Here is a 25650-nt window from a genome sequence, read left to right as displayed (position 1 = left end):
GTATCTGTCAGGCGACGGGAAGGCTGTACCCGCGGTCGATCTCGTCGAGATCGCCTGTGGCACCGCGATCGTGGGCGCGACGTCCGAGTACCAGCGCGTACAAGAGGAACCCGACCCACACGGTGACGCCGATACCGATGCGCGCCCACGTCGGGAGACCCGATGGGGTCACGAACGCTTCGATGGCTCCGCAGATGAGCAGCAGCACAACCAATCCGATACCGATGGCGATGGCGGTACGTCCGGCCTCGGCAAGTGAATCCGAGCGCTTCCGGTCGCCGGGCGCGACCCAGGACCAGAAGATGCGCAGCCCGACCCCCGCCGCCACGAACAGACACGTGAGTTCGAGTAGCCCGTGCGGGGTGATGAGGCCGAAGAAGAGGTCGGCCCGACCATGGTTGATCATGATCGAACCCGTCACCGCGAGGTTGAGAATATTCTGGTAGAGCATCCAGATCACCGGGAATCCGAAGACCCCGAAGGCGATGCACAGCAACGCAAGTCGGAAGTTGTTTGTCCAGACCTCGAACGCGAACGACGACGCGGCGTTCTCGGAGTAGTAGTTCTCGAAGTCGTCGTTGACGAGATGCTCGATCTGCTCCCGCGACCCGAAGGTGTGCTCCATGGTCGGGTGGTCGAGGAGCCACCAGCCGATGCCGACGGCGAACGCGATCGAGACGACCAACACCGTCAGCCACCACCGACGAGTGCTGTAGAGCGCAGCGGGCAGAGTCGTCGTGACGTACCGCACCAGTTGGTCCCACGTGGTCACGGTCGACCCGAGTGCGTGCCCACGAGCCCGCGCCAGCAGCGTCGACAAGTATGCGATTACCGCACGGTCTGGCGCCGACGATCGGATCACCGAAAGGTGCGTGGCCGTGCGCTGATAGGCGTCGAGGATCTCGTCGGATTCGGCGCCGGTGAGGTGTCGTTTGCGTGAGAGTTCGTCGAGTCTCTGCCACGTCGGTGACTTCGCTCGTACGTAGGCGTCGAGATCCACATCGGTAGCCTAGCCAGACCACGGGCACGGCTGTACCCCTGTCGGGATTCATCATTCGCGTAGCCCACGAGACGCTACGTTCGCGCCACCGCAGCCGCTACGGTAGTGCGTATGTACCCGGGGCCGAACATGCATGCAGGGCCGACCATGTACGCGGGGCCAATCACGTACACGGGCGGGACGGTCGGGCTCGGGCGCAACGACCTCGTCTCGGGTGAGGCAGTCGCACTGGACCTTCCGCCGGCGTCGCTCGGTCGGCGGATCGTTTCGGGAGTGATCGACGTCGCGATCGCTCTCGTCGTACTCATCGCGTTGATCTGGGTGTCGGCGAAGGTCGGCGTGAGCCTGCGCGACGGCGCTGTGCTGGCGGGTGCGTTCGCGTTGTCGTCGGTGCTGGCGTTGATCGTCCTGCCGACGGCGGTGGAGACGCTGAGTCGTGGAAAGTCGTTGGGGCATTGGGCGCTCGGCTTGCGCACGGTGCGCGACGACGCCGGCCCGATCGGTTTCCGGCACGCGTTCACGCGGTCTCTCGTCGGCGTCGTCGAGATCTTCGTATTCTTCGGTGTGCCCGCGATTGTGTGCGCTGCCATCAGCCGCAAAGACAAGCGCGTCGGCGATCTCGTCGCGGGCACCTACGTGATCCGCGACCGGCGTTCGCTCGAGGTCGCAGGCACCGCGGTCATGCCGCCATACCTCGCAGAGTGGGCGCGCACCGCCGACATCGGGGTTCTGACCGACCACCAGGCCATGCTGATCCGCGGCTTCCTCCATCAAGCGCCGTCGATACGCGACGACGTCCTACGTGCCGCTCTCGCAAGGCAGTTGGTGCAGACGCTCGCGCCGTACATCTCACCAGCGCCACCTGCCGGGGCCGACGACGTGGACGTGCTCAATGCCGTTGCGGCCCAACGCCGACACCGCGAGTGGCTCCGCCTACAGCGCGACGAGGAACTTCGGCGCCGCGTGCTCCGCTGAGCACCCGGCGTCGACTGGGTGCTGTATCCGGCCGACTGGGCGCTGTATCCCGTCGACTGTGCGCCTTATCCCGTCGAGTGGGTATCGCGACCGCTACTTCAGCTCGCTGCTCGACTTGCCGAGCACGCGTCGCGCGATGATCAGTTGCTGGATCTGCTGTGTGCCCTCGAAGATGTCGAGGATCTTCGAGTCGCGAGCCCACTTCTCGAGCAGCCCGACCTCGGAATAGCCTGCGGTGCCACCGATCTCGACTGCCTTGTTGGTCAGTTCGGTGACCATGCGGCCCGCCTTGGCCTTCGACATCGACGCCTCGGTCGAGTTCGGCTGCTTGTTGTCGGCCATCCACGCGGCGCGGATCGCCAGCAACCACGAAGCCTCCCAATCGGATTCGAGGCGGATGAAGTCGTGGACGGCCGCTGCCTGATTGGCGGCGGGCTTGTCGTAGTCGATGACGTGTCCGGCGCCCTCGAGTGTCGCGCGCAGCTCCTCGAGTGCCGCACGTCCGAGGCCGACGGCCATCGCCGCGACCAGCGGGCGCGTGTTGTCGAAGGTCTGCATGACCCCCGCGAATGCCTTCTTGGTGTCGACTTCCGGTGAGCCGAGCAGGTTTTCGGCGGGCACACGGGCGTTCTCGAAGCGCAGCACCGCGGTGTCGGACGCCTTGATGCCGAGCTTGTGCTCGAGGCGGACGACCGACACACCCTCGGTGTCCATCGGTACGACGAAGCTCTTGATCGCGGCACGGCCGGCACTCTTGTCGACGGTCGCCCACACGACGACGTGATCGGCGCGCGACCCCGCGGTCACAAAGATCTTCTCGCCGTTGATGACGTACTCGTCGCCGTCGAGTGTCGCGGTGGTGCTGACGGCGGCCGAGTCGGAGCCGAAGCTCGGCTCGGTGATCGCCATCGACGCCCAGACGTCCTTGAACTTCTCGAGCTGCTCAGGGTTGGCCACCGCGGCGATCGCGGCGTTACCCAGACCCTGATACGGAATCGACAGCATGAGCGCGACGTCGCCCCAACCCATTTCGACGCCGTGCAGCACCGCACGCATGTTGCCGCCGTTGACGACGTCGGACTTCTTCGCCGACGACTTGTCCGCGGCGTCGGACTCGCGTCCCTTGCGGGCGGCTTCGCGAGCGAGTTTGCCGAGCTCGTCGAGCTCCTGGGGGTAGGTGTGCTCGGCCTTGTCGTACGTGCGCGAGATGGGCCGGAAGATGTGCTCGGCGGCGAGATGCGCCTGCTCGGTCACCGGGGCGAGCTTCTGCGGGAGCTCGAGGTTGATTGCCATGCCGGTATCTTACTGCGCGGTAAGATAGATTTCCAGCCCTCCCCGCAAGTGCTTTCCGCTCCTGCGGGGCGTCGTCCGTCAGCCGTAACCGACCCGTGCAGCTCGGAGCCCGTTTACGCTGGCCACATGGCCTACGACGACGATCTCGCCTACCGCATCCGCGAGCTGCTGTCGGGTGAGAGTGGCGTCGCCGAGAAGTCGATGTTCGGCGGCCTCGCGTTCTTGGTCGACGGCAACATGGCCGTTGCGGCGAGCGGGCAAGGTGGACTGCTGGTGCGCGTGCCGCCCGACGAGACCGACGCCTACCTGGCCAAAGCGCACACCGCCCCGATGGTCATGTCGGGTCGGGAGACGCGTGGCTGGTTACGGGTCTCGACTGACGGCATCCGCACCAAGCGTCAGCTCGAGAAATGGGTCGGCGTGGGCGTCGGCTACGCGCGATCGTTGCCGCCGAAGTGAGTGACTCGACGTAGCTCGCGAAAGGCATGGCTCCCGAAATCCTGTCTCCCGAAATTTTGTTGGCTGTAGCGTCGTCGAATGCCATTGTGAAACCCCATGACTGTCCGACGATTCGACGACGCCTCGGTGGCCGACTGGCTGATGGCCGACGGGCGAGACTGGCCCCGAGCGGTGACCCGCGGGCCGCTCGGCTTCGATGCGTATGCACGTCTGTTGCGCATACCCGACCCCGCATTTCCGGGGCAACGTGAGACCGACGTCGAATCCGTCTTGGGGCCAGGCGATTTGTGGCAGATCGCCATCGCAGTCGAGGATCTGCGTCCGCATACCACCACTCCTGATGAGATCTACTACCTCATCTGGGACGGGTGTGGTTATCCAGAACTGCTCAGCGGCGGCGCGCCCATCGTCGAAATCCGCGACGAGCGGGGAGCATCCATGCGTGACTACCACCTGTTCGTCGGCGACACCGACATGCTGGGTTGGCTGCCGCCCGAACCCGAGCCGACGCCGCGACACGGACACTCGATTCTGCCCGCGCCCGCATTCGTCTGGCCTGCCGATAGGGCGTGGTGCTTCACCGAAGACATCGATCCGCACTTCGCCACGATCGGCGCGTCGGCAGCGGCCATCGCAAGTCTTCTTCGGGATACGCGTATCGAGACGGTCGCCGACGACCCGGACGTCTCGCCGCCGTTCTATCGCTGACGGCCTAACTCACTCATCGAGAAGCGGCACCACGGCGAACACTTCGAGATCGCGTGGCGTGCCCTTCGCCTTGAAACGTCTTTTGCGGCTAAGCAATTGGAGCCCGTCAGCGGACTGCAGCGCATCGCTGGTGGCCAGCACCTCGCCGGTTCCGGCGGCATCGGCGACGCGGGCCGCGATGTTCACGTCGACACCGAGGTAGTCGCCACCGACCTGCCGGGGAGTTCCGGTGTGCACTCCGGCGCGCAACTGCGCGCGGTAGTCGTCATGGGTGATCGCGCTGACGGCGCCGCACAGTTCGAACGCGGCGAGGATCGCGTCGGCGGCATCGGGGAACACCGCCATCACGCCGTCGCCGAGCGACTTCACGATTCGGCCGCGATGAGCGCCGACGATGTCGCTGCTCACCCGATTGACCTCACCGATCAGCGACAGCACGCTGTCGTCACCTGCGCGTAGGGCCCACGACGAGAATCCGACGAGGTCGGTGAACAGGACCGTCACGTCGCCGCTCGCGGTGGCAGTGGCCGACCTGCGATCGACGAGCGCCTGCCACACCTTCACGACGCTGAGTGCCAGCTCGCGCGACGCGCTGGGCGACCGATCGCTCCCGGTCAGCAGCTTCTCCATGCGATCGGAGAGGCGCGTCGGGCGCGAGAGGTCGAGTTCGGGGACCGTCTCGGGCGTCAGCTTTCGCGGCAGCTGAGCAGCACGGATCAGCGACGGCGTCCGGTCGGCCCGGGTGAGAAACTCGCCGACACGCGCCGGACCCGACGGCACGGGCTTGTCATCAGGCGGCGTCGAGCCGGGGGTGGTGTCATCGTCGGACGTCACGAGTCAGATCGTAGCGACAAGCTCGACCAGCGACGGCGGGCACGAGGGCGCGACGGGTGGTCTCGACAAGCTCGACCAGCGAGTGGGCGCTCGACGAGCGAACCCCGCGCGCCCGCTACGGAACGATGTTCACCATTCGGCCGGGCACGACGATCACTTTGCGCGGCGGCTGGCCGTCGAGGATCGCGAGGATCTTCTCGTCGTCGAGTGCTGCGGCGCGGATCGTCTCCTCGTCGGCGTCGGCGGGCACCGTGATGCGGCTGCGGACCTTGCCCTTGACCTGGATCGGGATCTCGACGGTGTCGTCGACAAGGTAGCGCTCGTCGGCGACCGGGAACGGTCCGCGCACGAGCAGTTCGTCGTGTCCGAGCCGCGACCACAGCTCCTCAGAGATGTGCGGCGCAAGTGGCGCGAGCATCAGGACGAGCTGTTCGACGGTGCTGCGGGGCGCACCGTCGGGGAACTGCTTGGTCAGGTGACTGGTCAATTTGATCAGCGCGGCGACGGCGATGTTGTCGCGCAGGCCGTTGTAATCCTCACGAACCTCCGCGATTGTCTTGTGCAGCAGGCGAAGTGTCTCGTCGTCGGGTTCGATGTCGGCGACGCGGACGGCACCCGACTCCTCATCGACGACCAGGCGCCACGCACGCTGCAGGAATCGCTGCAGTCCCACAACGTCTTTCGTTGCCCACGGGCGTGACTGATCGAGAGGCCCCATGTACATCTCATAGAGCCGCAACGTATCTGCACCGTACTCGGCGGCGATGTCGTCGGGAGTCACCGAGTTCTTCAGCGACTTGCCCATCTTGCCGTACTCCTGCGTGACCTTCTCTCCGTTGTAGAAGAACTCGCCGTCGACCTCGGTGACCTCTTCCGCAGGCACATAGATGCCGCGTGAATCGGTGTAGGCGTAGGCCTGGATCATGCCCTGGTTGAACAACTTTCGATACGGCTCACTGCTGGTGACGTAGCCGAGATCGAAGAGCACCTTGTGCCAGAAGCGCGAATACAGCAGGTGCAGAACAGCATGCTCGACGCCGCCGATGTAGAGGTCGAGGCCGCCCGGATCGCTGAGACCGTGCAGCTCCGGCCGCGGACCCATCCAGTACGCCTCGTTCTCCTTGGCGCAGAACTCTTCTTCGTTGGTCGGGTCGATGTAGCGCAGTTGATACCACGAGCTTCCGGCCCACTGCGGCATGACATTTGCGTCCCGCTTGTACTTCTTCGGACCGTCGCCGAGATCGAGTTCGACGTGGATCCAGTCCGACGCCTTCTCCAGCGGCGGACTCGGCTCACTGTCGGCGTCGTCGGGGTCGAAGGCGACGGGCGCGTAGTCCTCGACCTCCGGAAGCTCCACGGGCAGCATCGATTCGGGCAGTGCGTGCGCGCGACCCTCCTCGTCGTAGACGATCGGGAACGGCTCGCCCCAGTAGCGCTGACGAGCGAAGAGCCAGTCGCGCAGTTTGTACTGCACGGTGCCCTGCCCCGAGCCCTGCTCTTCGAGCCACTCGATGATCGCGGCCTTCGCGTCGTCGACGTTCTTGCCGTCGAGGAAGCCCGAGTTCACCAGCGGACCGTCGCCGACGTACGCCTCCTCAGAGATGCCGGCCTCGGAGCCGATGACCTCGACGATGGGCAGTCCGAAGACCGTCGCGAACTCGTAGTCGCGTGAGTCGTGTGCAGGTACCGCCATGATCGCGCCCGTGCCGTAGCCCATCAGCACGTAGTCGGCGACGAAGACCGGAACCTGTCGTCCGTTAACCGGATTCGTCGCGAACGACCCGGTGAAGACGCCGGTCTTCTCCTTGTTCTCCTGCCGCTCGAGATCAGACTTCGCCGCGATCGACGCGCGATAGTTTTTGATCGCCTCGGCAGGCGTCGACGCTCCGTAGGTCCACCGCTCATCGACTGCCGTGCCGTCGGCACCCGACGGCCATGCGGCGGCGGTGAGCGGGTCGACGAGCGGATGTTCGGGGGCAAGCACCACGTAGGTGGCGCCGAAGAGGGTGTCGGGTCGCGTAGTGAAGACGTCGACGGTCACCTCGCCATCGGCCTGTGCCGGGACGCCAGGCACCGGGAACTGCACCTGGGCGCCACGTGAACGTCCAATCCAGTTGCGCTGCATGGTCTTGACCTTTTCGGGCCAATCCAGCACCTCGAGGTCGTCGAGCAGGCGGTCGGAGTACGCGGTGATGCGCATCATCCACTGCCGCAGGTGCTTGCGGAACACCGGGAAGTTCCCACGGTCGCTTCGGCCGTCGGCGGTGACCTCCTCGTTGGCCAGCACGGTACCGAGGCCAGGAGCCCAGTTGACGAGTGAATCACTCAGGTAGACAAGACGATACGAGTCGACGACATCGGACTTCTCGGCTGCGGACAGATCGGCCCACACCCGACCGCCGTCGAGAGTGCGTGCACCGCTGTCGAATTCGGCGATCAGCTCGTCGATGCGACGCGCCTTGCCGGCCTCGTCGTCGTACCAGGCGTTGTAGATCTGCAGGAAGATCCACTGTGTCCAGCGGTAGAACGAGACGTCGGTGGTGGCGACTCGACGTCGCTCGTCGTGCCCGAGGCCGAGGCGTCGGATCTGGCCGAGGTAGCGCTCGATGTTGGCCTCGGTCGTTGTGCGGGGGTGCGTACCGGTCTGCACGGCGTACTGCTCTGCCGGTAGACCGAAGGAGTCGAAGCCCATGGTGTGCAGCACGTTGGCGCCCGACATGCGCCGGAACCGCGCGAACACGTCGCTGGCGATGAAGCCGAGCGGATGTCCGACATGCAGACCGGCGCCGGACGGGTACGGGAACATGTCCTGGACGAAGAGCTTGTCGGGGGCATCGGGGCCGCTGCCGTCGAAGGCACTCATGTCGCCGGCCAGCGGTCCGACCGGGTTGGGTGCCTCAAAGGCGTGGCGCTGAGTCCACTCGCGCTGCCAGCGCTCCTCGATCTCGCCCGCGAGTCGGGCGGTGTAACGGTGCCCCGGAGTCGCGGAAGCTGGGTCGGTGCTCGCCTGATCGGCGGCGCCCTCAGAGGTGGAGATGTCGGCGGTGCTCACCTCACCAGGGTAAATCGTGGCTTCACCTGCCCTGAAATCGACGTCGGATGGGCGGGAAAAGTATGGTGGTCGGGTGAGTGTGGTGTCGATCGTCGTCTCGGTATGCGTCTTTGTGCTGGCCCTGGTGTGGCTGGTGGTCGGAGTGGCGGGCCTGATCGGCCGACTCCCGCGCAATCGATACTTCGGAGTCCGCACCGATTCGACGATGGCCTCGGCCGAGGTGTTCACGCTGGCCAACCGCATCGCGGCCCCCGGAACACTGGGCGCGGCGCTCATCTTGTTCGCCGGTGGCGCGCTGACGCTCGCCGTCGACAGCGGCTGGTCGGTCGTGTTCGGACTGGTCGCGCTTGTTGCTGGTGTTCTGATCGTCGGCGCTGTGAGCGGTTACGCCGTGCGCGCGGCCGACGCCGTCGCCCCAGCTGATGATGCGGGCTGCAGTTGCTGCTCGTCGGATCACGGCAGCGTCGACGACGCACATGCGGCGGAACCTGCGGAGACCAGCGCGGCCGCCGACTGCGGCACCGACAGCTGCGCATCGTGCACGCTGCGCGGCATGTGCAGCACTGACGATTCGTCGAGCGGTACGGCACCGGCACAGCCCGACCGCGCACCCATTCAATAGGACGTGCGCCGACTCCTCGCCCGGTCTCCGATCGACGGCTTCGTTCTGGCGATTCTCGCTGCGGTCGTCGTGGCCGCGTTCTTCCCGGCGCGCGGGACGTTTGCCGAGGTGCTCGACTGGGCGGTCACGATCGCCATCGGATTCCTGTTCTTCCTGTACGGCGCGCGCCTGCATCCCCGCGAGGCACTCAACGGGCTGTCGCATTGGCGGCTGCACCTGACGATTCTGGCGTTCACGTTCCTGGTGTTCCCACTCGTCGGCCTGGCGATACGGCCCCTCGTCGAACCGCTGATCGGTCACGACCTCTACACCGGCCTGCTGTACCTGACGCTGGTGCCGTCGACGGTGCAGTCGTCGATCGCGTTTACGTCGATCGCCCGCGGCAACGTACCTGGAGCGATCGTGAGCGCCTCGGCGTCGAATCTCATTGGTGTTGTATTGACTCCACTGCTGGTGGTGGCCCTGATGAGCGGTACGAATGGCGTGCACATCTCGGCGTCGTCGGTCGTCGAGATCCTGCTGCAGATCCTGGTTCCGTTCATCATTGGCCAGCTCTGCCGACCGCTGGTCGCGCCGTTCCTCAAGCGATACGCCGAGCCGACCAAGTTCGTCGACCGGGCGTCGATCGTGCTCGTCGTCTACGCGGCATTCAGCGAGGGCGTCCGCAACGGGATCTGGTCGATCGTGAGTGCGTGGCAGGTGGTGGCGGTTGCGGTGATCGCCACCGTGCTGGTCATCGTGATGCTCGCACTCACCTGGTGGAGCGCGCGGCGACTCGGATTCAGCCGCGCCGACGCCATCGCGATTCAGTTCTGCGGTACTAAGAAGAGCCTCGCCACCGGCCTACCGATGGCCACGGTGCTGTTCGGCGGCTCAGTCGTCGGGCTGATCGTGTTGCCGCTCATGATCTTTCACCAGATCCAGCTCATTCTCTGCTCGTGGTTGGCCACCCGCTACAGTCGCAGCCACGACGCCGTCGACGCCCGCTGACGCCCGCGCGGCGAGTCGACGCCGGATGAACACGACGAGCACATAGACCGCCGCGCAGCACACCAACCCGATCACGACGTAGAGCAGGATCGTCGCACCGAGGACTGCGCCTGCGAAGTACCCGGCGAGCAGCACGGCGGTCACCCAACTGACGGCCCCGACGATGTCGGCGAGGCCGAACCGCACGAACTGCATCCCGGTCATCCCGGCGACCCTCGGCATGAGCGTGCGGACGTAACCGACCCAGCGACTCGCGGCGACCATCAACATTCCGGATTGATTGAGCCGCGCGCGCGTCCGTTCCCATCGCTGTTCGCCGAACCGTCGCCCGAGAGGTGATTCCATCAGGCGCGGGCCGCCCACTCTTCCGAACCAGAATCCGACCGCATCGCCCGCGATCGCGCACACACAGGCCACCGTGATCAGAACGCCGAGGTTGGTATTGCCCACGCCTGCAGCCACGCCCGCCGCAAGGAGGAGTGCCTCGCTGGGCATGATCAGACCCGCGAAGATGACCGCGGTTTCGAGAAACACGACGCCGCCGGCTATCAGGTAGACCGCCCACACCGGAACCGACCTGATCAGGTCGATCAGCCAGTCGGCGAGTGAATGCACCTGCCCGACGTTAGCCGCAGCTCTGACTCGACGACGCGGCGGCTTGGGGAACTCGGGGGCTGACTCCACGGTCGTCGAGGGTGCTGCGCGACGGCGATCCCGGCGGGCCGGCTCCGAAAGGGTTCAGCTTGTCGTGAATACAGAAATGGATGTACCGTCTGTATTCATGGAGACCGTGGCGGCGAGTCAACGCGATGCGCTGACGAGGTTCGGATACGCGTTGTCAGACTCGACGCGCACGCAGGTGCTGCTGCGACTGCGGAATGGTGGCGCGTATCCCGCGGAGTTGGCCGAGGCGATCGGGGTGTCACGCCAGGTCTTGTCGAACCATCTTGCTTGCCTGCGGGGATGCGGGCTTGTTGTTGCGGTACCCGAAGGTCGCCGCACTCGATACGAGCTGACCGACGGCCGGATTGCCCACGCCTTGGACGACTTGCTCGGATTGGTTCTCGCGGTCGACCCGACGTGTTGTCCAACCTCCGACGAGCAGGATTGCTGCTGATGGCCGACGAGTTGGGTCTCCCGTCGGTGGGTCGGCCGTCGGTGGGTCTCCCCGATGCGAGTCGGCCGGCACTGAGTGTTGCCCGCCGGGAGTTGTTGCAGCGTCGGATTCGGTGGTTCGTCGCGGCGACCATCACCTACAACGTCGTCGAAGCTGTGATCGCGATCGGCGAGGGTGCGCGTGTGTCCTCGACAGCCTTGATCGGCTTTGGCCTGGATTCGGTCATCGAAGTGTCGTCGGCAGCCGCGGTTGCCTGGCAGTTTGCGGGTTCGGATCCGGAACGGCGCGAGAAGGTCGCGTTACGGATCATCGCGTTCTCGTTCTTCGCCCTGGCGGCCTACGTGAGCGTGGACTCGCTACGTTCCCTCCTCGGTACTGGTGGCGAGGCGCGTCACTCGTCGATAGGGATTGTCTTGGCGGCAGTCAGTTTGCTGATCATGCCGCTTTTGTCGTGGGCGGAACGTCGCGCCGGCCGTGAACTCGGCTCGCTGAGCGCGGTGGCCGACTCCAAACAGACTTTGTTGTGCACGTACCTCTCGGCGGTACTGTTGCTCGGGTTACTTCTCAACAGCCTGCTCGGGTGGTCGTGGGCCGACCCGATCGCCGCTCTCGTTATCGCCGCGATCGCGGTCCGCGAGGGCATCAACGCATGGAAGGGCGACACGTGCTGTGCACCCAGCATCGGCCAGCGCGCCGGCGAGCCCGCTGGGTGCGACTGCTGCAGCACGGAGGTGACGGGCCAGGGCGCTACCCCGAGGGCCACACCGGACGCGTCGCAGTCGGCCTGACCAGACCGATGCCACTCCCCTACGACATCGCCTCGGAGCTGAACGCGTGAGCAAACCGATCAAGATCGCCTGGGCGGTACTCGCTGCCATCTTCGTCGGTATCGGTGTTGCCGTCTTTGCCATCGACGACGCCGCGTCCCCGACTCCGGCTGATACTGCCGAAGTGTCTGATCTCGTTGTACGCCCCGACAGTCACCGCCTGTCCTCGCCCGAGCAGAGCCGGGCGCAGTTCGTGGAGTTCCTCGATTTCGAGTGCGAAGCCTGCGGCGCCGTCTACCCGATCATCGAGGACCTGCGGCGCGCCTATGGCGACCGCGTCACCTTCGTCGTCCGCTACTTCCCGATGCCTGGACATTTCAACGCCGAACGCGCTGCTCGTGCAGTCGAAGCTGCCGCCCAGCAGGGTCGGTTCGAGCAGATGTACCAGCGCATGTTCGCCACCCAATCCCAGTGGGGTGAACAGCAAGTCCCCGCTGATGACCTGTTCCGTGGCTTCGCCGTTGACCTCGGCCTCGACATGGCAGCCTTCGACGCCGCCTACAACAGCCCGGCCACGCTCGAGCGAATCCGCGCCGACGTCGCCGACGGCCTGTCCCTGGGCGTGCAAGGCACTCCCACGTTCTTCCTCGACGGGAAGCGGCTACAACCGTCCACAATCGACGAACTCACCGCCGCCGTGGAAGAGGCAGCGTCTGCGTGATCGACGTCGACCGGGACTCCGGGAAACGCTTGTCCACAAGGTCGAAAAATTGTTCGAGAATTCCTCGCCACTGTCGGTATTGTCGGGTAATGTAGAACACATATTCGACATGGCGTGGGGCGGGGGTGGCGGCACGTGAACAGCAACAGCAATCGCAACAACAGTGAGAATGGCCGTGCGCCTTCGGCTTTGGCCACTGCTGCGGTGGGGTCGGCGGATGCGGTGGTGGCGGAGAAGCTGTCACGGCTTGCCGCGGTGTTGGATGAGTTGGCTGCCGTCGATGTGTCGTTGGTATCCGATGCCGCGCTGGTGGAAGCCACCGTGGAGGCCGAACGGTTGGCGTTGCGGACTGCGGGTGCGGTCACCGATCGCTTGATTGTGGAAGCCTCCGACCGCGACCTGCCCCGCGCCCTGGGTTTCCGCGATGTTCGCAACTTCATGGGACAGGGCTTGCATATCGGTGACCCGGCGGCGCGGCATCGGGTGATCGCCGCGACCGGCTCATTCACCACGATCTGCGGCGACCGACTACCACCGTCGTGCCCCACGTTGGCCGGCTATGTCACCGAGGGTCGCGTCGCGGGCGCGCACGTGCGCGCGGTACTCGAGGTGCTCGAAGCGATCCCCGGTGAGGTGTCGGCCGAGACAAAAGCCGCCGCCGAAGCACAGATGGCCGGCTACGCGGTCCAATTCACGCCCGCCGAAATCACCAACCTCGGGTCACGATTGTTGGCGCATCTCGATCCGGATGGGACGCTGACCACCTCGAAGGACCGTAAACGTCGACGTCGCCTGTGGGTGAACCGACAGAACGCGCAACTGATGTCACGGTTGACCGCCGATCTCGATCCGATCGCCCGCGCCCGCCTCGACACAGTGTTGGATGCGTGGGCCAAACCCGGCATGAACAACCCCGACGACCCCGACTCACCGGTCGGTCCGATCACCACCGCCAATGCTGAACAGGTCGCGGCCGCGGCCCTACGCGATCAACGCTCACCCGCCCAACGCAACCACGACGCCTTCTCCGCACTCCTGCAGCAAGTACTTGAATCAGGGATGTTGGGCAACACGCATCGCGGATTACCGATCCAGGTCATCGTCACCACCAGCCTGCACGAACTCGAAGCACAAGCAGGGATCGCACAAACCACATCCGGAACACTCCTGCCCATCCACGACGTCATCAACATGGCCGCCACGACCGGGGCGAGCCAGTATTTGGCGGTCTTCGGCGACCACACCAGCATCCCGCTCTACCTGGGGCGGTCGAAGCGGATCGCGTCGCTGGGACAACGACTCGCCTCGTTCGCCTCACCCGGCGGGAAGATGTGCTCGGCACCCGGCTGTAACCAACCCGCGAGCAGGGTGCAGATGCATCACGCCGCGAAAGACTGGGCCGACGGCGGACTCACCGACATCGACCAACTCGTCCCGGCGTGCGATGTGCACAACCGGAGAGTCGGCACGAAGCCCGGCCAGTTCACCACCCGCATGATCACCGAAGGCCCCGACACCGGGCGGGTCGCATGGCGGCTCAACGCCAAGCCGGGTATGCCGGAGAATCCCGAACGCATCAACCGCATCGCCGACGTCAAAGCCGATTTCCACGACTACCTCACCGCCGAACACGCCAGCAATCAAACCGCAGCCGCAGCACGCACAACAGGCACAGGCACAGGCACAGACGCGACGGTTATCGAGATCGGTGCGCGAGGCTCGGGTACACCGGACGCCGAGATCGTCGCGGATGCGATCGGCGCCTGGATGGTGTCGCCGTCTTCGATGCCAGGTGCGCCGAGCGCGAATGAGCCCACGTTGACCGGCATCGAGCGCGCGCTGGTTGGCAGCATGCCCGTCGGCGACACCCTGCCCCTCAGCAGGCGCGTCGACATCAGATGGAACCTAGCCAGCCCACCCGACCCCGAGCCGCCCACAGACCCGGAAGCGCCTACAGGTCCAGCCCCACCAGACGGCCCCAACCGGCTCGGCGGCGTCGACCCGCCAGACAGCCTCGGCCCACCGCTGGCCGACGCCGCCTGACCGTCGCGCCTACCAGTACGACGCGCCGAACCGGGCGCAACGTCGAATCCGGTTGTGCCGCAACCTATCTGCACCCCGCCACCACGCACCGGTGGCGGGGCAGATGTGGTTGGGCACCGCACGGCCGGCCTGCCGGCCTTGGATCTCGGCGGGGCAGCGGGATCGTCAGTTCTGGTCGACGTCGATCGGAAAGGTCGAGAGGAGCGGCATTGGCCAGGGCTGGCGGCGCAGGACATCCGCCCACACGTCCACGGTCGGCGGTGCGAGGAGGTCGCGCGGAAGCGCTGAGGCGAGCAGCCAACTGTCCTGGGCGAGCTCCGCGTCGAGCTGGCCTATCCCCCAACCCGCGTATCCGGCAAAGATGCGGACGCCCTCGAGAACCTCGGCGAGAAGTTCTTGGTCGGCGTCGAGGTCGACGAGTACCACCCGGCCGTCGACCGGACGAAGCCCTTCGATTCCCTCGATGTCGACGCCGTGTTTCGTGACTCCCAGGCACAACGCTGCGTCTTGCTTCACCGGCCCTCCGATGAACAGCGCCTGCGGCGACGCAGCGAGATCAGTCCACTGCGGAAGGATGTTGTGGACTGCGGTCTGGCTCATCCGATTGAGGATCACGCCGAGGCTGCCGCCGTCGTTGTGTTCGATGATGTAGATGACCGAGCGCGCGAATGTGGGTTCGGTCAGGTCTGTCGAAGCGAGAAGCAAGGTACCCGCCCGCACGCTGTTGGCCGACTCCATGTCGCGGGCATCAGGCATACCGCCACCCTCGGCTCCGTCGGAGTTCTCGGGTGAGAAATCGTCCGCGTTGTCACCACCCACAGTGATTATCATCGCATGCCTTATGCGTGCAGGTCGGTACTCTTGATTGGTGAGCTCCACTGCGCGCGACGGCCGATCTGTGCGTGGCGCGTGGCGCGATTTTCTCGAGTCGTTACGCAGTTCTCCTGGTCTCGGACGGCTGCTCTCCGTGCGCCTCGCCAGCCAACTGACCGATGGCGTGTTTCAAGCAGCGCTGGTCGGTGGAGTGTTGTTCAATCCCGAACGCCACGCCGATCCGCTCGCCGTCGCAGGTGGCATGGCAGTGCTGCTGCTCCCGTACTCGGTCATCGGTCCTTTCGCCGGAGCGCTCCTCGACCATTGGGACCGTCGAGCTGTCTTGTTGTACGCCAACCTGATTCGCGGTCTGATGATCGCTTTCGTCGCAATCGCCATCGCCACGGGAACCCCCGACACGGTTGTGCTTGTCGGTGCACTCGCAGTGACCGGCGCCAGCCGCTTCGTGGCATCCGGTCTGTCCGCCGGACTCCCCCATGTCGCGTCGCAAGATGTCATCGTCGCGACCAACGCGCTGTTCACGACGCTCGGCGGGTTCATGCTCTCGGTGGGTGCTGTCCTCGCGATGGGGGTGCGCCTGCTCGCCGGATCGGACAACACGGGCAGCGCGATCACGATGATCGCGGCCGTGGTGATGGCCATCCTCGCGGCGTACCTCGCACGGGGATTTCCGCGACTGCAACTCGGTCCCGATCACCCCGACGATCCCGGCCGCTCGGCGGTGCACGCCGTTGCCGTTGGTCTGCAGCACGGCGCGATCGCCGTCGCGCGGTGCAAACCGGTGGCCGCCGCACTGTCGGCGATCGGGGCGCATCGCGTGGTGTTCGGTATCAACACGCTGATGCTGCTGGTTCTCGCGCGCCATTCGGGATCCGGGGATGGCCTCGACCGTGTCGGCGCCGTCGTCGGCTGCACCGCAGCGGGCGCATTGGCTGCGGCATTCATCACGCCGGTCGCTGTGGATCGATTCGGCCGCAAGGCGACGCTGATCACCGCACTGGCAGTCGGGGCCGTCGCAGAACTGTCGCTGCTCTCCTTCTCGTTCGTCGTCTTCTGCATCTCCGCGGTGGTGTTGGGCCTCATCGGTCAGGTCGCGAAACTGTGCGGAGACGTGTCGATGCAGGTCGACATCGACGACGCCGTGCGTGGCCAGGTGTTCTCGGTCCAGGACGCGGTGTTCAACATCGCCTACGTCGCTGCGATCGCAATCGCCGCCACCACGATTGCGCCCGACGGCCGGACGCCGGCACTCGTCGTGGTTGCCGTGGTGATCTACCTGGTCGGAATCGCCGCCGTGCGGTTGGTGCATCCGGGACGCGACGAGCTGGTCGGCGCGAGCCACCACGCAGCCGAGCACGCCCGCCACGAGCGTGAGCAGGAGAAGCACTCGGACTCTCATCTGCCGAACTCGGGCGCATCAGCACCGAAGGCCGCGTCGGCGATCCCGTCGCCGTCGGAGTCGACGAGCACGGTGTCGAAATCGCCGTCACCGTCGGAATCCACATAGAGCCGACGCTCGGCTCCCGAGCCTCCCGCCCCAGGATCAGCGACCCCGGCATCGACGACCTCGGCGTCGACTCTGCCGTCTCCGTCGAAGTCGAGCCGCTGTGTCGAGGGTTGACGCCCGGCGCGCGGCGTCGGCTCGGGCGACTCGCCCTGACCTGCGGTGACGCCCTGCCCTACCGCGACATCCCACAGGCCGCGTCCCGAGTCGCGGTACTGGCGCTCGGGTCGGCCGTCGTCGTCGAGGTCGAGTGCTGCGACGTCGGCGTGGCCATCGCCGTCGACATCCCATAGGGCGTCGTCGGCACGTCCGTCACCGTCGAAGTCGATGCTGACCGCGTCGAGGGTGCCGTCGGCGTCGAGGTCGAGGTCGGCTGCGCTCGACCAACGGCTCAACGTGCCATCGCCGGGGCCGAACACGTACTCGATCAAGGGATCCACGCGTCATCAGACGTTCAGCGGGGCTGGTTGGTTCCGTTACGGACTCCCCAAGATTCCCCAGGACGCAGCACGGTGCGTTTTGTGAGCACGGTACGTTTTGTTCATGTATGTGAGCGAGCTGGGAGAGCAATTTCACCGCGCTCGTCTCGAGCCGGCGATCACACACCTGGATGCCGCGTCGGCGGGACGTTCGTCGAACGCTGTCATCGGGACAGTGTCGGCGCATCTGTGGCGTGAGGCCGAACGCGGTTCGTACGTCGCAGCAGAGGACCGCGCGGACGAGATCGCCAGAGACAAGCGCGACATCGCCCAGCTCCTCGGTCACACCCCCGACGAGCTCACCTACCGCGAGAGTGCCCGTGCCGCACTACGCACGCTGCTGACGTCGTGGAGTCTGCCCATGGCCTCGACGGTCTGGGTTGCCAAGAACGAGTTCGGACCCAACCTCGTCGAGTTCGAGCGCCGCGGCTACGCCGTCCGGCCGCTTCCCGACGGTGACGTCTACGGCCACGTCGACACCGACGCGCTGGAGAACATGCTGCAGTTCGAGCAGCCCGACTTCATCCACATCTGCCACGTCGGCTCGATGTCGGGTGCAGTGCAGCCTGTGGCGCGGATCGTCGAGGTCGCACATCAGGTGGGCGTGCCAGTCGTCGCCGACATGGCGCAGGCCGTCGGACACGTACCGACGGTCACCGGCGCCGACGTCGTCTACGGCACCAGCCGCAAATGGCTGACCGGTCCGCGCGGCGTCGGATTCCTCGCTGTGCGCCGTGATTCGCTGCGCCCTGTCGAGGTCGACCCGTCGCAGTCGTTCATCGCGGGCATGCTCGGCCTCGGCGTCGCAGTGTCCGAGGTACTCCAGACCGGTCAGCAGCGGGTCTTCCGCGAACTCGCCACGATCGGTCGCACCACCCGCGAGCGGCTCGACGGGATCGGCAGTTGGCAGGTGCTCGAACCGGTCGACGAACCGTCGGCCATCGTCACCCTCGCCCCACCTCCCGGATTCCAGAACGCCGACGTCCACCAGGCGCGCGACAAACTCTTTGAACTCGGCCTGCTGGTGACCGCCGCCGACTCCTGGCGTGCCCCCCTCGCGGGCGACACGTCGGTACTCCGGATCAGCCCGCACCTCGACGTCACACGCGAGCAGCTCGACCGCCTCGCCGACGCCCTGCGCACGATGGGTTATTAGCGCGCTTCGCGCGGGGGCTACTAAGCGCCAATCAGAACCGCTCACGCCGCCAGGCGCTTGCGTAAAACGTTCAACTTGGTCTGACGACCCACCAGTGTGACCTGCCCCTTTGCCGAGAGCCAATGTGACAGACTGATCCTCGATGTCTGCGAGCCCAGAGAGTAAGAGCGCGGTCGGTCACCTCGCGATCGTCGCCAACCCGACGTCGGGTCACGGCGCCGGACAACGCGTCCTCGGTGCCGCAACAGCCGTGCTGCGCGGCCGGGGCGTCAGCCACGAAGTCCTGACCGCCGACACACGCGAACAGAGCGCACAGCTCGCCGCCAAGGCGGCAGAACGCGGAGCCGACGCGATCGTCGTCGTCGGTGGCGACGGAACCGTGCAGACAGTGCTGCGCGCAGTTCACAACAATCGGTTGCCGCTCGGAATCATCCCCGCAGGCAGCGGAAACGACGCCGCGCGCATGCTCGACATTCCGCTCGACGACGTCGCACGTGCTGTCGCGATCGTCCTCGACGGCAACACGCGGCGCATCGACCTCGGTCGCGCTTCCTTCTCCGACGGCACCGTCGACCTGTTCTGCACCATCGCCGCGACGGGATTCGACGCGGCCGTCGCCGAACGCGCCCGGGATCTCTCCTGGCCGAGCGGGCGCGCACTCTTCGCCTTGGCCGCGCTGCGACAACTCCCCAAGCTCAATCGACACCACTATCAAGTGCGCGTCGACGACGTCGAGGTCGAGACCGACGCCGCATTCACCGCCATCGCCAACGGTCCGACGTACGGGGCCGGGATGCGGATCGCACCCCACGCCAGCGCCGACGACGGCGTCTTCGACATCGTGATGGGTTCCCACCCCCGGCACCTGCCACGACTGTCGCTGCTGCGCGGTCTCGCCCAGGTGCTCTACAGCCGCGTCGAGAAGAATCCGCTGTTCAAAGACATGCAGGGTCGCGAGGTGGACCTGTACTGCGACCCGCCTGCCGACGTGTCACTCGACGGCGACATCGTCGGCTCGCTACCGACCGTCTTCGACATCATCCCGGGCGCCATCGACGTGTACGCACCGCACTGAGTGGCAGGCCAGTCGGTTAACCCTCGCCGCGCTCGGCCCACCACTCTCGAAGCGCCGCGACGGCCTCCTCGTGCGACAGCGGGCCGCGGTCGAGGCGCAATTCCTTCAGATACCGCCACGCCTGTCCGACGACCGGTCCGGCAGGGATCTGCAGGATCTCCATGATCGCGTTGCCGTCGAGGTCGGGGCGCACCCGTTCGAGGTCCTCCGCGGCTGCCAGCGCGGTGATCCGCTCCTCGAGGCTGTCGTAGTTCTCCTGCAGCCGCCGAGCCCGGCGCTTATTGCGGGTGGTGCAGTCGGCGCGCACAAGCTTGTTGAGTCGATCGAGCAGCGGACCGGCGTCGGTGACGTAGCGTCGGACAGCCGAATCGGTCCACCGACCCTCTCCGTAGCCGTGAAAGCGCAGGTGCAGGAACACCAGGGTCGCCACGTCTTCGACGACGGCCTTCGGATACTTCAAGGCGCGCATACGCTTTCGCACCATCTTCGCGCCGACCACCTCGTGGTGGTGGAAGCTCACGCCGCCGTCGGACTCGTGTCGTCGGGTGGCGGGTTTGCCGATGTCGTGCAGCAGCGCTGCCCAGCGCAGGATGAGGTCGGGGTCGTCCTGCTCGAGGTCGATCGCCTGCTTCAGGACGGTCAACGAGTGCTGATAGACGTCCTTGTGCTGGTGATGTTCGTCGATGGTGAGCTGCATGCCCGGTATCTCGGGGAGCACGCGGTCGGCGAGTCCGGTCTCGACCAGAACGTCGATCGCCTCGATGGGGTGCTCGCCGAGGATGAGCTTGTCGAGTTCGGCCCGCACCCGCTCCGCGGTGATGCGGTTGATCTCATCGGCCATCGCGGTGATCGCGTCGAACACGCGCGGCGCGAGCCGGAACCCGAGCTGCGAGACGAACCGCACCGCGCGAAGCATGCGCAGCGGATCGTCGTTGAACGACTCCTGAGGCGTCGCAGGGGTATCGATGATTCCGGCGAGTAGGGCTGTCATTCCGTCGAGCGGGTCGTGGAACTCCGCTGGCCCGGTCGGGCCGATCGCGACGGCCATGGCGTTCATCGTGAAATCGCGGCGCACGAGGTCGGCTTCGAGCGAATCGCCGAAGGTGACCTCGGGATTCCGCCCGACGCGGTCATACTGGTCGGCGCGGAACGTCGTGATCTCGATCATCACGTCGCCCTTGCGTGCCGAGATCGTGCCGAACTCGATGCCGGTGTCCCAGATCGCGTCGACCCAACCGGTCAGCAGGCGGGTGATCTCGTCGGGGCGGGCGTCGGTGGTGAAATCGAGGTCGTTGCCGAGGCGCCCGAGCACCGCGTCTCGCACCGAACCGCCTACCAGGTACAACTCGTGATCGGCCGTCGTAAAGCGCTCACCGAGCGGCGCCAGAACGTCGGAAAGCCCCTGGAGGGTGACCGCGGCGGCCGCGAGAAGCCTGGTGCGGCGCTCGATGCGTGCGTTCGATGCGGTCGGGTCGGTCACGGCACGCCAGCCTACCGTCGTGGGCACCGCAGAAACATCCCGGCACCCGCGCCGAACCCCCTTCTGAGCGGTTCCGTTCGCGGCGCACCCACGGCACTGGGCAAACGGCAGGTGACCAGCGGCTAGCATCGAGTCTGTGTCCACCGAGTCCCCGACCAACCGCGCAGACGTCTCAGGCGACGTCTCGTCGGCTGGTCACGGCGGTATTTCGGGTGGAAATTCAGGAGCGACGACGGGCAATGCCGCGGGTACATCGACTGGTTCCGGCGGGAAACCGGTGGGCAACTCGGGCGTTGGTTCGGCTGGCAAACCAGGCCCGTCGCGCCGCTCGCGCAGGGGTCGTCGACGACGCCGCGCACAGGACAACCGGCGCGCCGATACCGCTGGGACCGACCATCGCGCCGGTGCCGACCCTGCCCTGAACAGCAAGAACAACCTGAACAGCAAAAACAACGACAAGCAGCGAGACCGACAGCGCAAACGCGCGCCGTCGCCGGCGGATGTCGCACGCGCGACCTCCCGCTCGCACCGCGTCGAAGCAGGCATGGCCGACGCCGAACCCGCCGACAGTGACGCCGAAACGTCGATCGAGGGTGCGCATGCGAAGGTGACGCCGCCCAAGCCGTCGGACATCGCGGTCGTCAGCGCGAAGATCACCAAGACGGGCCTGACCCACGCGTCGAACGGCCCCAAACCGGGCCAGAACCGCAACCGCCGCCGCGCCACCCGCACGGGCGATCGCAGCGCCAACAGCCCCGACCGGCTGCAGACCGTGCGCGAGACCTCCGCGGGCGGGCTGGTCATCTCCGACCTCGAGCTCCCCGTCGACGAACTGTCAGCGGCGCTCATCGGCCGCGTCGACAGGCGCGGCAGGTTGATGTGGTCGCTCCCGAAGGGGCACATCGAGACCGGCGAGACCGCGGAACAGACCGCGATCCGCGAGGTCGCGGAGGAGACCGGTATTCAGGGCACTGTGGTCGCACCCCTCGGCAAGATTGACTACTGGTTTGTCAGCGAGGGCAAACGCATCCACAAAACGGTGCATCACTATCTGCTGCGCAGCGTCGGTGGAGAGCTTTCCGACGCCGATTACGAGGTCAGCGAGGTCGCATGGGTGCCGTTGCACGAGTTGCCGCGCAAGCTCACGTACTCTGACGAGCGGCGATTGGCCCGGATGGCGCGCGGCGTGATCGCCGATCTGGCCGCCGACCCCGCACGGTTGGCCCAATCCGAGGCCGAGAGCAGCCGCACCGAACCGAACGCATATGAGAAAGCCGCAGCCGCACGTAATCAGCGACGCAACGACGTCGGGCATCGCTCGGAGGTCAAGCGCCGCACGGACAGTCAGCCCCAGGCGCGGCCGCGTCGACGGCGCAGGCGTCCTCGGCGACCTGCGTCCGGGGATGCGTGACGTCCTGCGCATCGGTAGTTCTCGGCGCCTGAGCGCCTCTTTCGTCACGCGTGCGCGCGTTCTTCTCGCTGTTGTCGGCGTGGTGATCGTCGCGGCATTGTGTGCTGCTCCGGCCGCAGCGGTACCCACCACCGGCACCTCGGGCGCAACGACGTCACCGTCCGACGACCAGCGGTTTGCCTCCGTGGTCATCGACACACTCACGCCGTCGATGGTGACCACGACGTCGGGACCGGACGTCACCGTCGAGGGCCACGTGCGGAACACCAGTTCGCGCACGATCAAAGATCTGAGCATCCGCCTCGAACGCGGCGACGCCGTCCGCGACGCAGCGGGTCTGCGCAGCAGTCTTGCCGTCGCGCATCCTCCGATCGCCGTCGCCGGAGCGTTCCGCAATCTCACCGACGAACTCGCTCCCGGCGCCGAGGTCTCGTTCCGAATCAACATGTCGCTCTCGGGTGAATCGGGCATGCAGATATCGCGGCCGGGCGTGTACCCGCTGCAGGTCAACGTCAACGGCGTCCCCGACTACGGGTCGATGGCCCAGGTCGCAGGCTCTCGGACGCTGCTCCCCGTTCTCTCGCTGCCGCCGGACAAAGGTCGGGCCGCACAATTCGACTCGTCGGAATTCGATTCGACGCCGGGCAGCACGGACAGCACGTCCACCAGCGGAAACGACGGCCTGGGCGCCGACGGCGCGGTGTCAGCCGACATCTCCGACCCCGCACGCATCACGATGCTCTGGCCCCTCGCGGCTCCCCCGCAGCTCGCGCCGGGGGGTCTCGGCGGCGGCACCCAACCGGTCCGCCTGATCAGCGACGACATGGCCCGCTCGCTGCGCGACGGCGGTCGCCTGCACGAACTCCTGGAATCCGCACGCAACGTCGTCGGCACCGCCGCGAACGATTCGGGCACAGGGGCAGGCACCCCCGGCGACTCCGGCAGCGCCTCCAACCCACCAGCGAGTGGTTCCGGTTCGGCGACCTCCGGGTCTGACACGTCGACCGGTTCCGGGACGTCTGATTCCGCGACGTCTGATTCCGGAACGTCGGGTTCTGGGACACCCGGTTCGGCAAACCCAGGCTCGGGAACATCGACGGCTCCGACCCAGCAGACCGCCTCCGACCTGCAACGAAGCATGTGTCTGGCCGTCGACCCAGACCTTTTGGTGACCGTTCGCGCGATGTCGCTGGGTTATGAGGTGTCCAGCAACCCCGCCGACCCGACGTCGCGCACCACACCCGGCACCGGTAGCGACGCCGCCACGCAGTGGCTGGCCGACCTTCGTGGTGTGGCGGCACGGACGTGTGTCGTCGCGCTGCCGTTCAGCCAGACAGATCTGACCTCGCTGGCACGTATCGAGCGCTCGGGACTGACCGCCGCCGCGCTTGACGCACCCGCAGACGTCGTCGATGCAATTCTCGGCGTGCGCAGTGTGCGGGGCCTGACGATTCCCGCGCTCGGCGCGGTCGATCAGGCGGGCAGCAAGCTGCTGCGCGATACGGGACACGGCAAGGTGCTCGCATCGGCGTCGTCGGTGGATCCGACCGGGAATCCGAACACCGCGGGCCTCTACAACGTCGGCGGACTGCTCACCCAGACCTACGACTCGTCGGTCAGCGCCGCGATGGGTGCGGTGGGCACGGCCCCCCTGGTTTCCGCACTCACTCCGCCGAGCCAGCAGTTCGACCTCGCCGCCGAGTCTCCGGTCAGCAGGCGCCAAGCCGCCGTGGCGGCACTGGCATTCCGCTCGATCGCGACTCCCGGGTCCAGCACGAGCGGGGAACCGAACACCAGCACTCCCGTCACGAATACCGCCGGACGCGCGGACGTCGTGATGCCCCCGACCTACTGGTCGGCCACCTCCGACGACGCGAACGCACTGTTCTCGACCGCCACTGTTCTCTTCGGCTCGCGCGCAGCTACGCCGGCCCCGCTCGACGACCTGGTCAACAGGATCGGCGGAGCAGCAGCACCCGCACGGCTCGTCGAACCCCCGGGCATCGGCCCTGTCTCACAGATCGGACCAGTGCTCACCGACCGCACCGTCGACTCGATCCGGTCGGCGGCCGACGAATCGTGGCGCCTGCAGGGTGCGCTGGTCGATTCGGCTGACGTCGACGCCAGTCCCGAGCGTTACGTCTCCCAGTTGCGTGAGGATCTGCTCCGCTCGATCCGATCGCCCGACGAGAACAACACCGCAACACGGACCCGCCTTGCGCGGGAACGCCAGCAGCGTGTCGATGCGGTGCACTCGACGCTCCGCCGAATGCACGGATCGGTCACCATCCTTGACCCCGGTGGCCGATATACCCTCGCCTCGGAGCGAAGTCCGCTGCTGCTCGTCGTACGCAACGACCTCGCGCTTCCCATCAGGGTCCGCATCACCACGACCGCACCGAAAGATCTCGAGATCGGCGACGTCGGGGTCGTCGAGATCCCGGCACGCGGCACCCGACAGATCCAGTTGCCGACTCACGCGCAGTCATCCGAGGCGATGACGGTGACCATCGGGATGTCGACGGTAACCGGTGTCACACTCGGCACCCCGATCAAACTGTCGGTGTACTCGAACGCGTACGGAAAACCGCTGTTCATCGTCACGATTTGTGCAGCGGTCGCGTTGATCTTGCTCACGGCACGCCGCCTGTGGCGCCGGTTCCGCGGCAGGCCCGACCCCGCTGACCAAGACCGTCCCGAGCCCGACGAGCTGGAACGGATGCTCGCGGCGAGCACGTACCAGCAGCGGCGCCGTACCCTCCAACAGGAGGAAGCGCTCGTCGAGACCGATCAGTTCGACGGGATCGCGCGCGACGACGCTGAGCCACCTACGGCGCAGGACAGCGGCACAGCGGTCGACAGCAGCCGAGCGGTCGACAGTGGCAGAGCGGTGGACAGTAGTAGATCGGTCGACAGCAGTAGAGCAAAGGACAGTGGCACGGACAGGACAGGCGCATGAGCGATCGAGGACAACGCGGCGATCAGCCACGGCGATCCGCGCCAGAGTCACCGCGGCGAGCCGCGTCGGAGCCACAGAGGCGAGCCGAATCAGAGCCACAGCAGCCAGGTGCACAAGACTCACAGCGGCCGGCACCGTCAGAACAACAGAAGCGATCCGCGCCCGAACAAC

Annotated in this window: 22 protein-coding genes; 14 read left to right on the top strand and 8 right to left on the bottom strand. The window is 66.4% G+C overall.

Annotated features, from left to right (window positions below; translation table 11 throughout):
• Window positions 1-7 precede the first annotated feature (7 nt).
• Window positions 8-1000 (bottom strand): stage II sporulation protein M, encoded by a 993-nt coding sequence (locus ACRVY7_RS18130; RefSeq protein WP_431818084.1) that lies wholly within the window; start codon window positions 998-1000, stop codon window positions 8-10.
• A gap of 111 nt (window positions 1001-1111) precedes the next feature.
• Between ACRVY7_RS18130 and ACRVY7_RS18125 the strand changes: the two genes are divergently transcribed.
• Window positions 1112-1975 carry an RDD family protein gene (locus ACRVY7_RS18125; protein ID WP_431818083.1) on the top strand — a complete coding sequence of 288 codons (864 nt, stop codon included), beginning with the start codon at window positions 1112-1114 and terminating at the stop codon, window positions 1973-1975.
• A gap of 93 nt (window positions 1976-2068) precedes the next feature.
• Here ACRVY7_RS18125 and ACRVY7_RS18120 read toward each other — a convergent pair whose 3' ends face one another.
• Window positions 2069-3268 carry an acyl-CoA dehydrogenase family protein gene (locus ACRVY7_RS18120; protein ID WP_431818082.1) on the bottom strand — a complete coding sequence of 400 codons (1200 nt, stop codon included), beginning with the start codon at window positions 3266-3268 and terminating at the stop codon, window positions 2069-2071.
• A gap of 126 nt (window positions 3269-3394) precedes the next feature.
• Between ACRVY7_RS18120 and ACRVY7_RS18115 the strand changes: the two genes are divergently transcribed.
• Window positions 3395-3727, top strand: coding sequence for a TfoX/Sxy family protein (locus ACRVY7_RS18115; protein WP_049699222.1), 333 nt, complete (start codon window positions 3395-3397; stop codon window positions 3725-3727).
• Between the two features lie 96 nt (window positions 3728-3823).
• The gene (locus tag ACRVY7_RS18110) at window positions 3824-4435 is read left to right on the top strand and encodes a hypothetical protein (RefSeq protein WP_431818081.1); all 612 of its coding nucleotides are present in this window, start codon (window positions 3824-3826) and stop codon (window positions 4433-4435) included.
• A 9-nt stretch (window positions 4436-4444) separates the two neighbouring features.
• Here ACRVY7_RS18110 and ACRVY7_RS18105 read toward each other — a convergent pair whose 3' ends face one another.
• Together ACRVY7_RS18105 and leuS are read right to left on the bottom strand one after the other, a co-directional pair.
• A complete protein-coding gene (locus ACRVY7_RS18105) occupies window positions 4445-5269 on the bottom strand; it encodes an adenylate/guanylate cyclase domain-containing protein (RefSeq protein WP_431818080.1) in 825 nt (274 codons plus the stop codon).
• Window positions 5270-5384: 115 nt separating this feature from the next.
• Window positions 5385-8306 carry a leucine--tRNA ligase gene (gene leuS, locus ACRVY7_RS18100; RefSeq protein WP_431818249.1) on the bottom strand — a complete coding sequence of 974 codons (2922 nt, stop codon included), beginning with the start codon at window positions 8304-8306 and terminating at the stop codon, window positions 5385-5387.
• A gap of 88 nt (window positions 8307-8394) precedes the next feature.
• Here leuS and ACRVY7_RS18095 point away from each other — a divergent pair, with 88 nt between their 5' ends.
• Together ACRVY7_RS18095 and ACRVY7_RS18090 are read left to right on the top strand one after the other, a co-directional pair.
• Window positions 8395-8943, top strand: coding sequence for an SdpI family protein (locus ACRVY7_RS18095; protein WP_431818079.1), 549 nt, complete (start codon window positions 8395-8397; stop codon window positions 8941-8943).
• Window positions 8944-8946: 3 nt separating this feature from the next.
• Entirely contained in the window at window positions 8947-9933 is a 987-nt protein-coding gene (locus tag ACRVY7_RS18090; protein ID WP_431818078.1) for a bile acid:sodium symporter family protein, read from the top strand.
• On the opposite strand, the gene ACRVY7_RS18085 is transcribed toward ACRVY7_RS18090, so the two are convergent.
• Window positions 9817-10617, bottom strand: a complete 801-nt coding sequence (locus ACRVY7_RS18085; RefSeq protein ID WP_431818077.1) for a DedA family protein — start codon at window positions 10615-10617, stop codon at window positions 9817-9819. The two genes, ACRVY7_RS18090 and ACRVY7_RS18085, sit on opposite strands and share 117 nt — an antisense overlap.
• Before the next feature lie 97 nt (window positions 10618-10714).
• Here ACRVY7_RS18085 and ACRVY7_RS18080 point away from each other — a divergent pair, with 97 nt between their 5' ends.
• The 4 genes from ACRVY7_RS18080 to ACRVY7_RS18065 all read left to right on the top strand — a co-directional run bounded on the left by ACRVY7_RS18080 (window position 10715) and on the right by ACRVY7_RS18065 (window position 14581).
• Complete coding sequence (locus ACRVY7_RS18080; protein WP_431818248.1) at window positions 10715-11050, top strand: ArsR/SmtB family transcription factor; 336 nt, start codon at window positions 10715-10717, stop codon at window positions 11048-11050.
• On the top strand, window positions 11050-11838 hold the full coding sequence (locus tag ACRVY7_RS18075) for a cation efflux transmembrane domain-containing protein (protein WP_431818076.1): 789 nt from the start codon (window positions 11050-11052) through the stop codon (window positions 11836-11838). Before ACRVY7_RS18080 ends, ACRVY7_RS18075 begins: the two co-directional genes overlap by 1 nt.
• A gap of 46 nt (window positions 11839-11884) precedes the next feature.
• A complete protein-coding gene (locus ACRVY7_RS18070) occupies window positions 11885-12538 on the top strand; it encodes a DsbA family protein (protein ID WP_431818075.1) in 654 nt (217 codons plus the stop codon).
• Between the two features lie 135 nt (window positions 12539-12673).
• Window positions 12674-14581: an HNH endonuclease signature motif containing protein gene (locus tag ACRVY7_RS18065; protein WP_431818074.1), complete on the top strand. Its 1908-nt coding sequence runs from the start codon at window positions 12674-12676 to the stop codon at window positions 14579-14581.
• A gap of 165 nt (window positions 14582-14746) precedes the next feature.
• Here the strand turns inward: ACRVY7_RS18065 and ACRVY7_RS18060 are convergent, their stop codons facing one another.
• A complete protein-coding gene (locus ACRVY7_RS18060) occupies window positions 14747-15412 on the bottom strand; it encodes a YqgE/AlgH family protein (protein WP_431818073.1) in 666 nt (221 codons plus the stop codon).
• Window positions 15413-15446: 34 nt separating this feature from the next.
• On the opposite strand from ACRVY7_RS18060, the gene ACRVY7_RS18055 reads away from it, so the two are divergent.
• A complete protein-coding gene (locus tag ACRVY7_RS18055) occupies window positions 15447-16922 on the top strand; it encodes an MFS transporter (RefSeq protein ID WP_431818072.1) in 1476 nt (491 codons plus the stop codon).
• Here the strand turns inward: ACRVY7_RS18055 and ACRVY7_RS18050 are convergent.
• A complete protein-coding gene (locus ACRVY7_RS18050; RefSeq protein ID WP_431818071.1) occupies window positions 16811-17359 on the bottom strand; it encodes a hypothetical protein in 549 nt (182 codons plus the stop codon). The genes ACRVY7_RS18055 and ACRVY7_RS18050 overlap by 112 nt on opposite strands.
• A gap of 103 nt (window positions 17360-17462) precedes the next feature.
• Between ACRVY7_RS18050 and ACRVY7_RS18045 the strand changes: the two genes are divergently transcribed.
• Window positions 17463-18554, top strand: coding sequence for an aminotransferase class V-fold PLP-dependent enzyme (locus ACRVY7_RS18045; RefSeq protein WP_431818070.1), 1092 nt, complete (start codon window positions 17463-17465; stop codon window positions 18552-18554).
• 142 nt (window positions 18555-18696) lie between these two features.
• A complete protein-coding gene (locus ACRVY7_RS18040; RefSeq protein WP_431818069.1) occupies window positions 18697-19629 on the top strand; it encodes a diacylglycerol/lipid kinase family protein in 933 nt (310 codons plus the stop codon).
• A gap of 16 nt (window positions 19630-19645) precedes the next feature.
• Here ACRVY7_RS18040 and ACRVY7_RS18035 read toward each other — a convergent pair whose 3' ends face one another.
• Window positions 19646-21109, bottom strand: a complete 1464-nt coding sequence (locus ACRVY7_RS18035) for a CCA tRNA nucleotidyltransferase (protein WP_431818068.1) — start codon at window positions 21107-21109, stop codon at window positions 19646-19648.
• A 136-nt stretch (window positions 21110-21245) separates the two neighbouring features.
• Between ACRVY7_RS18035 and ACRVY7_RS18030 the strand changes: the two genes are divergently transcribed.
• Together ACRVY7_RS18030 and ACRVY7_RS18025 are read left to right on the top strand one after the other, a co-directional pair.
• Window positions 21246-22520: an NUDIX hydrolase gene (locus ACRVY7_RS18030; protein WP_431818067.1), complete on the top strand. Its 1275-nt coding sequence runs from the start codon at window positions 21246-21248 to the stop codon at window positions 22518-22520.
• A complete protein-coding gene (locus ACRVY7_RS18025) occupies window positions 22513-25479 on the top strand; it encodes a DUF6049 family protein (protein ID WP_431818066.1) in 2967 nt (988 codons plus the stop codon). The genes ACRVY7_RS18030 and ACRVY7_RS18025 overlap by 8 nt, the downstream gene beginning before the upstream one ends.
• The last annotated feature ends 171 nt before the right edge of the window (window positions 25480-25650 follow it).

It is taken from the genome of Gordonia jacobaea (assembly GCF_965344965.1).
In the GTDB taxonomy this organism is placed as follows: Bacteria; Actinomycetota; Actinomycetes; order Mycobacteriales; family Mycobacteriaceae; genus Gordonia; species Gordonia jacobaea.
Note: the sequence above shows the minus strand (reverse complement) of the source record. Positions and strands in the feature narration are given on the sequence as shown.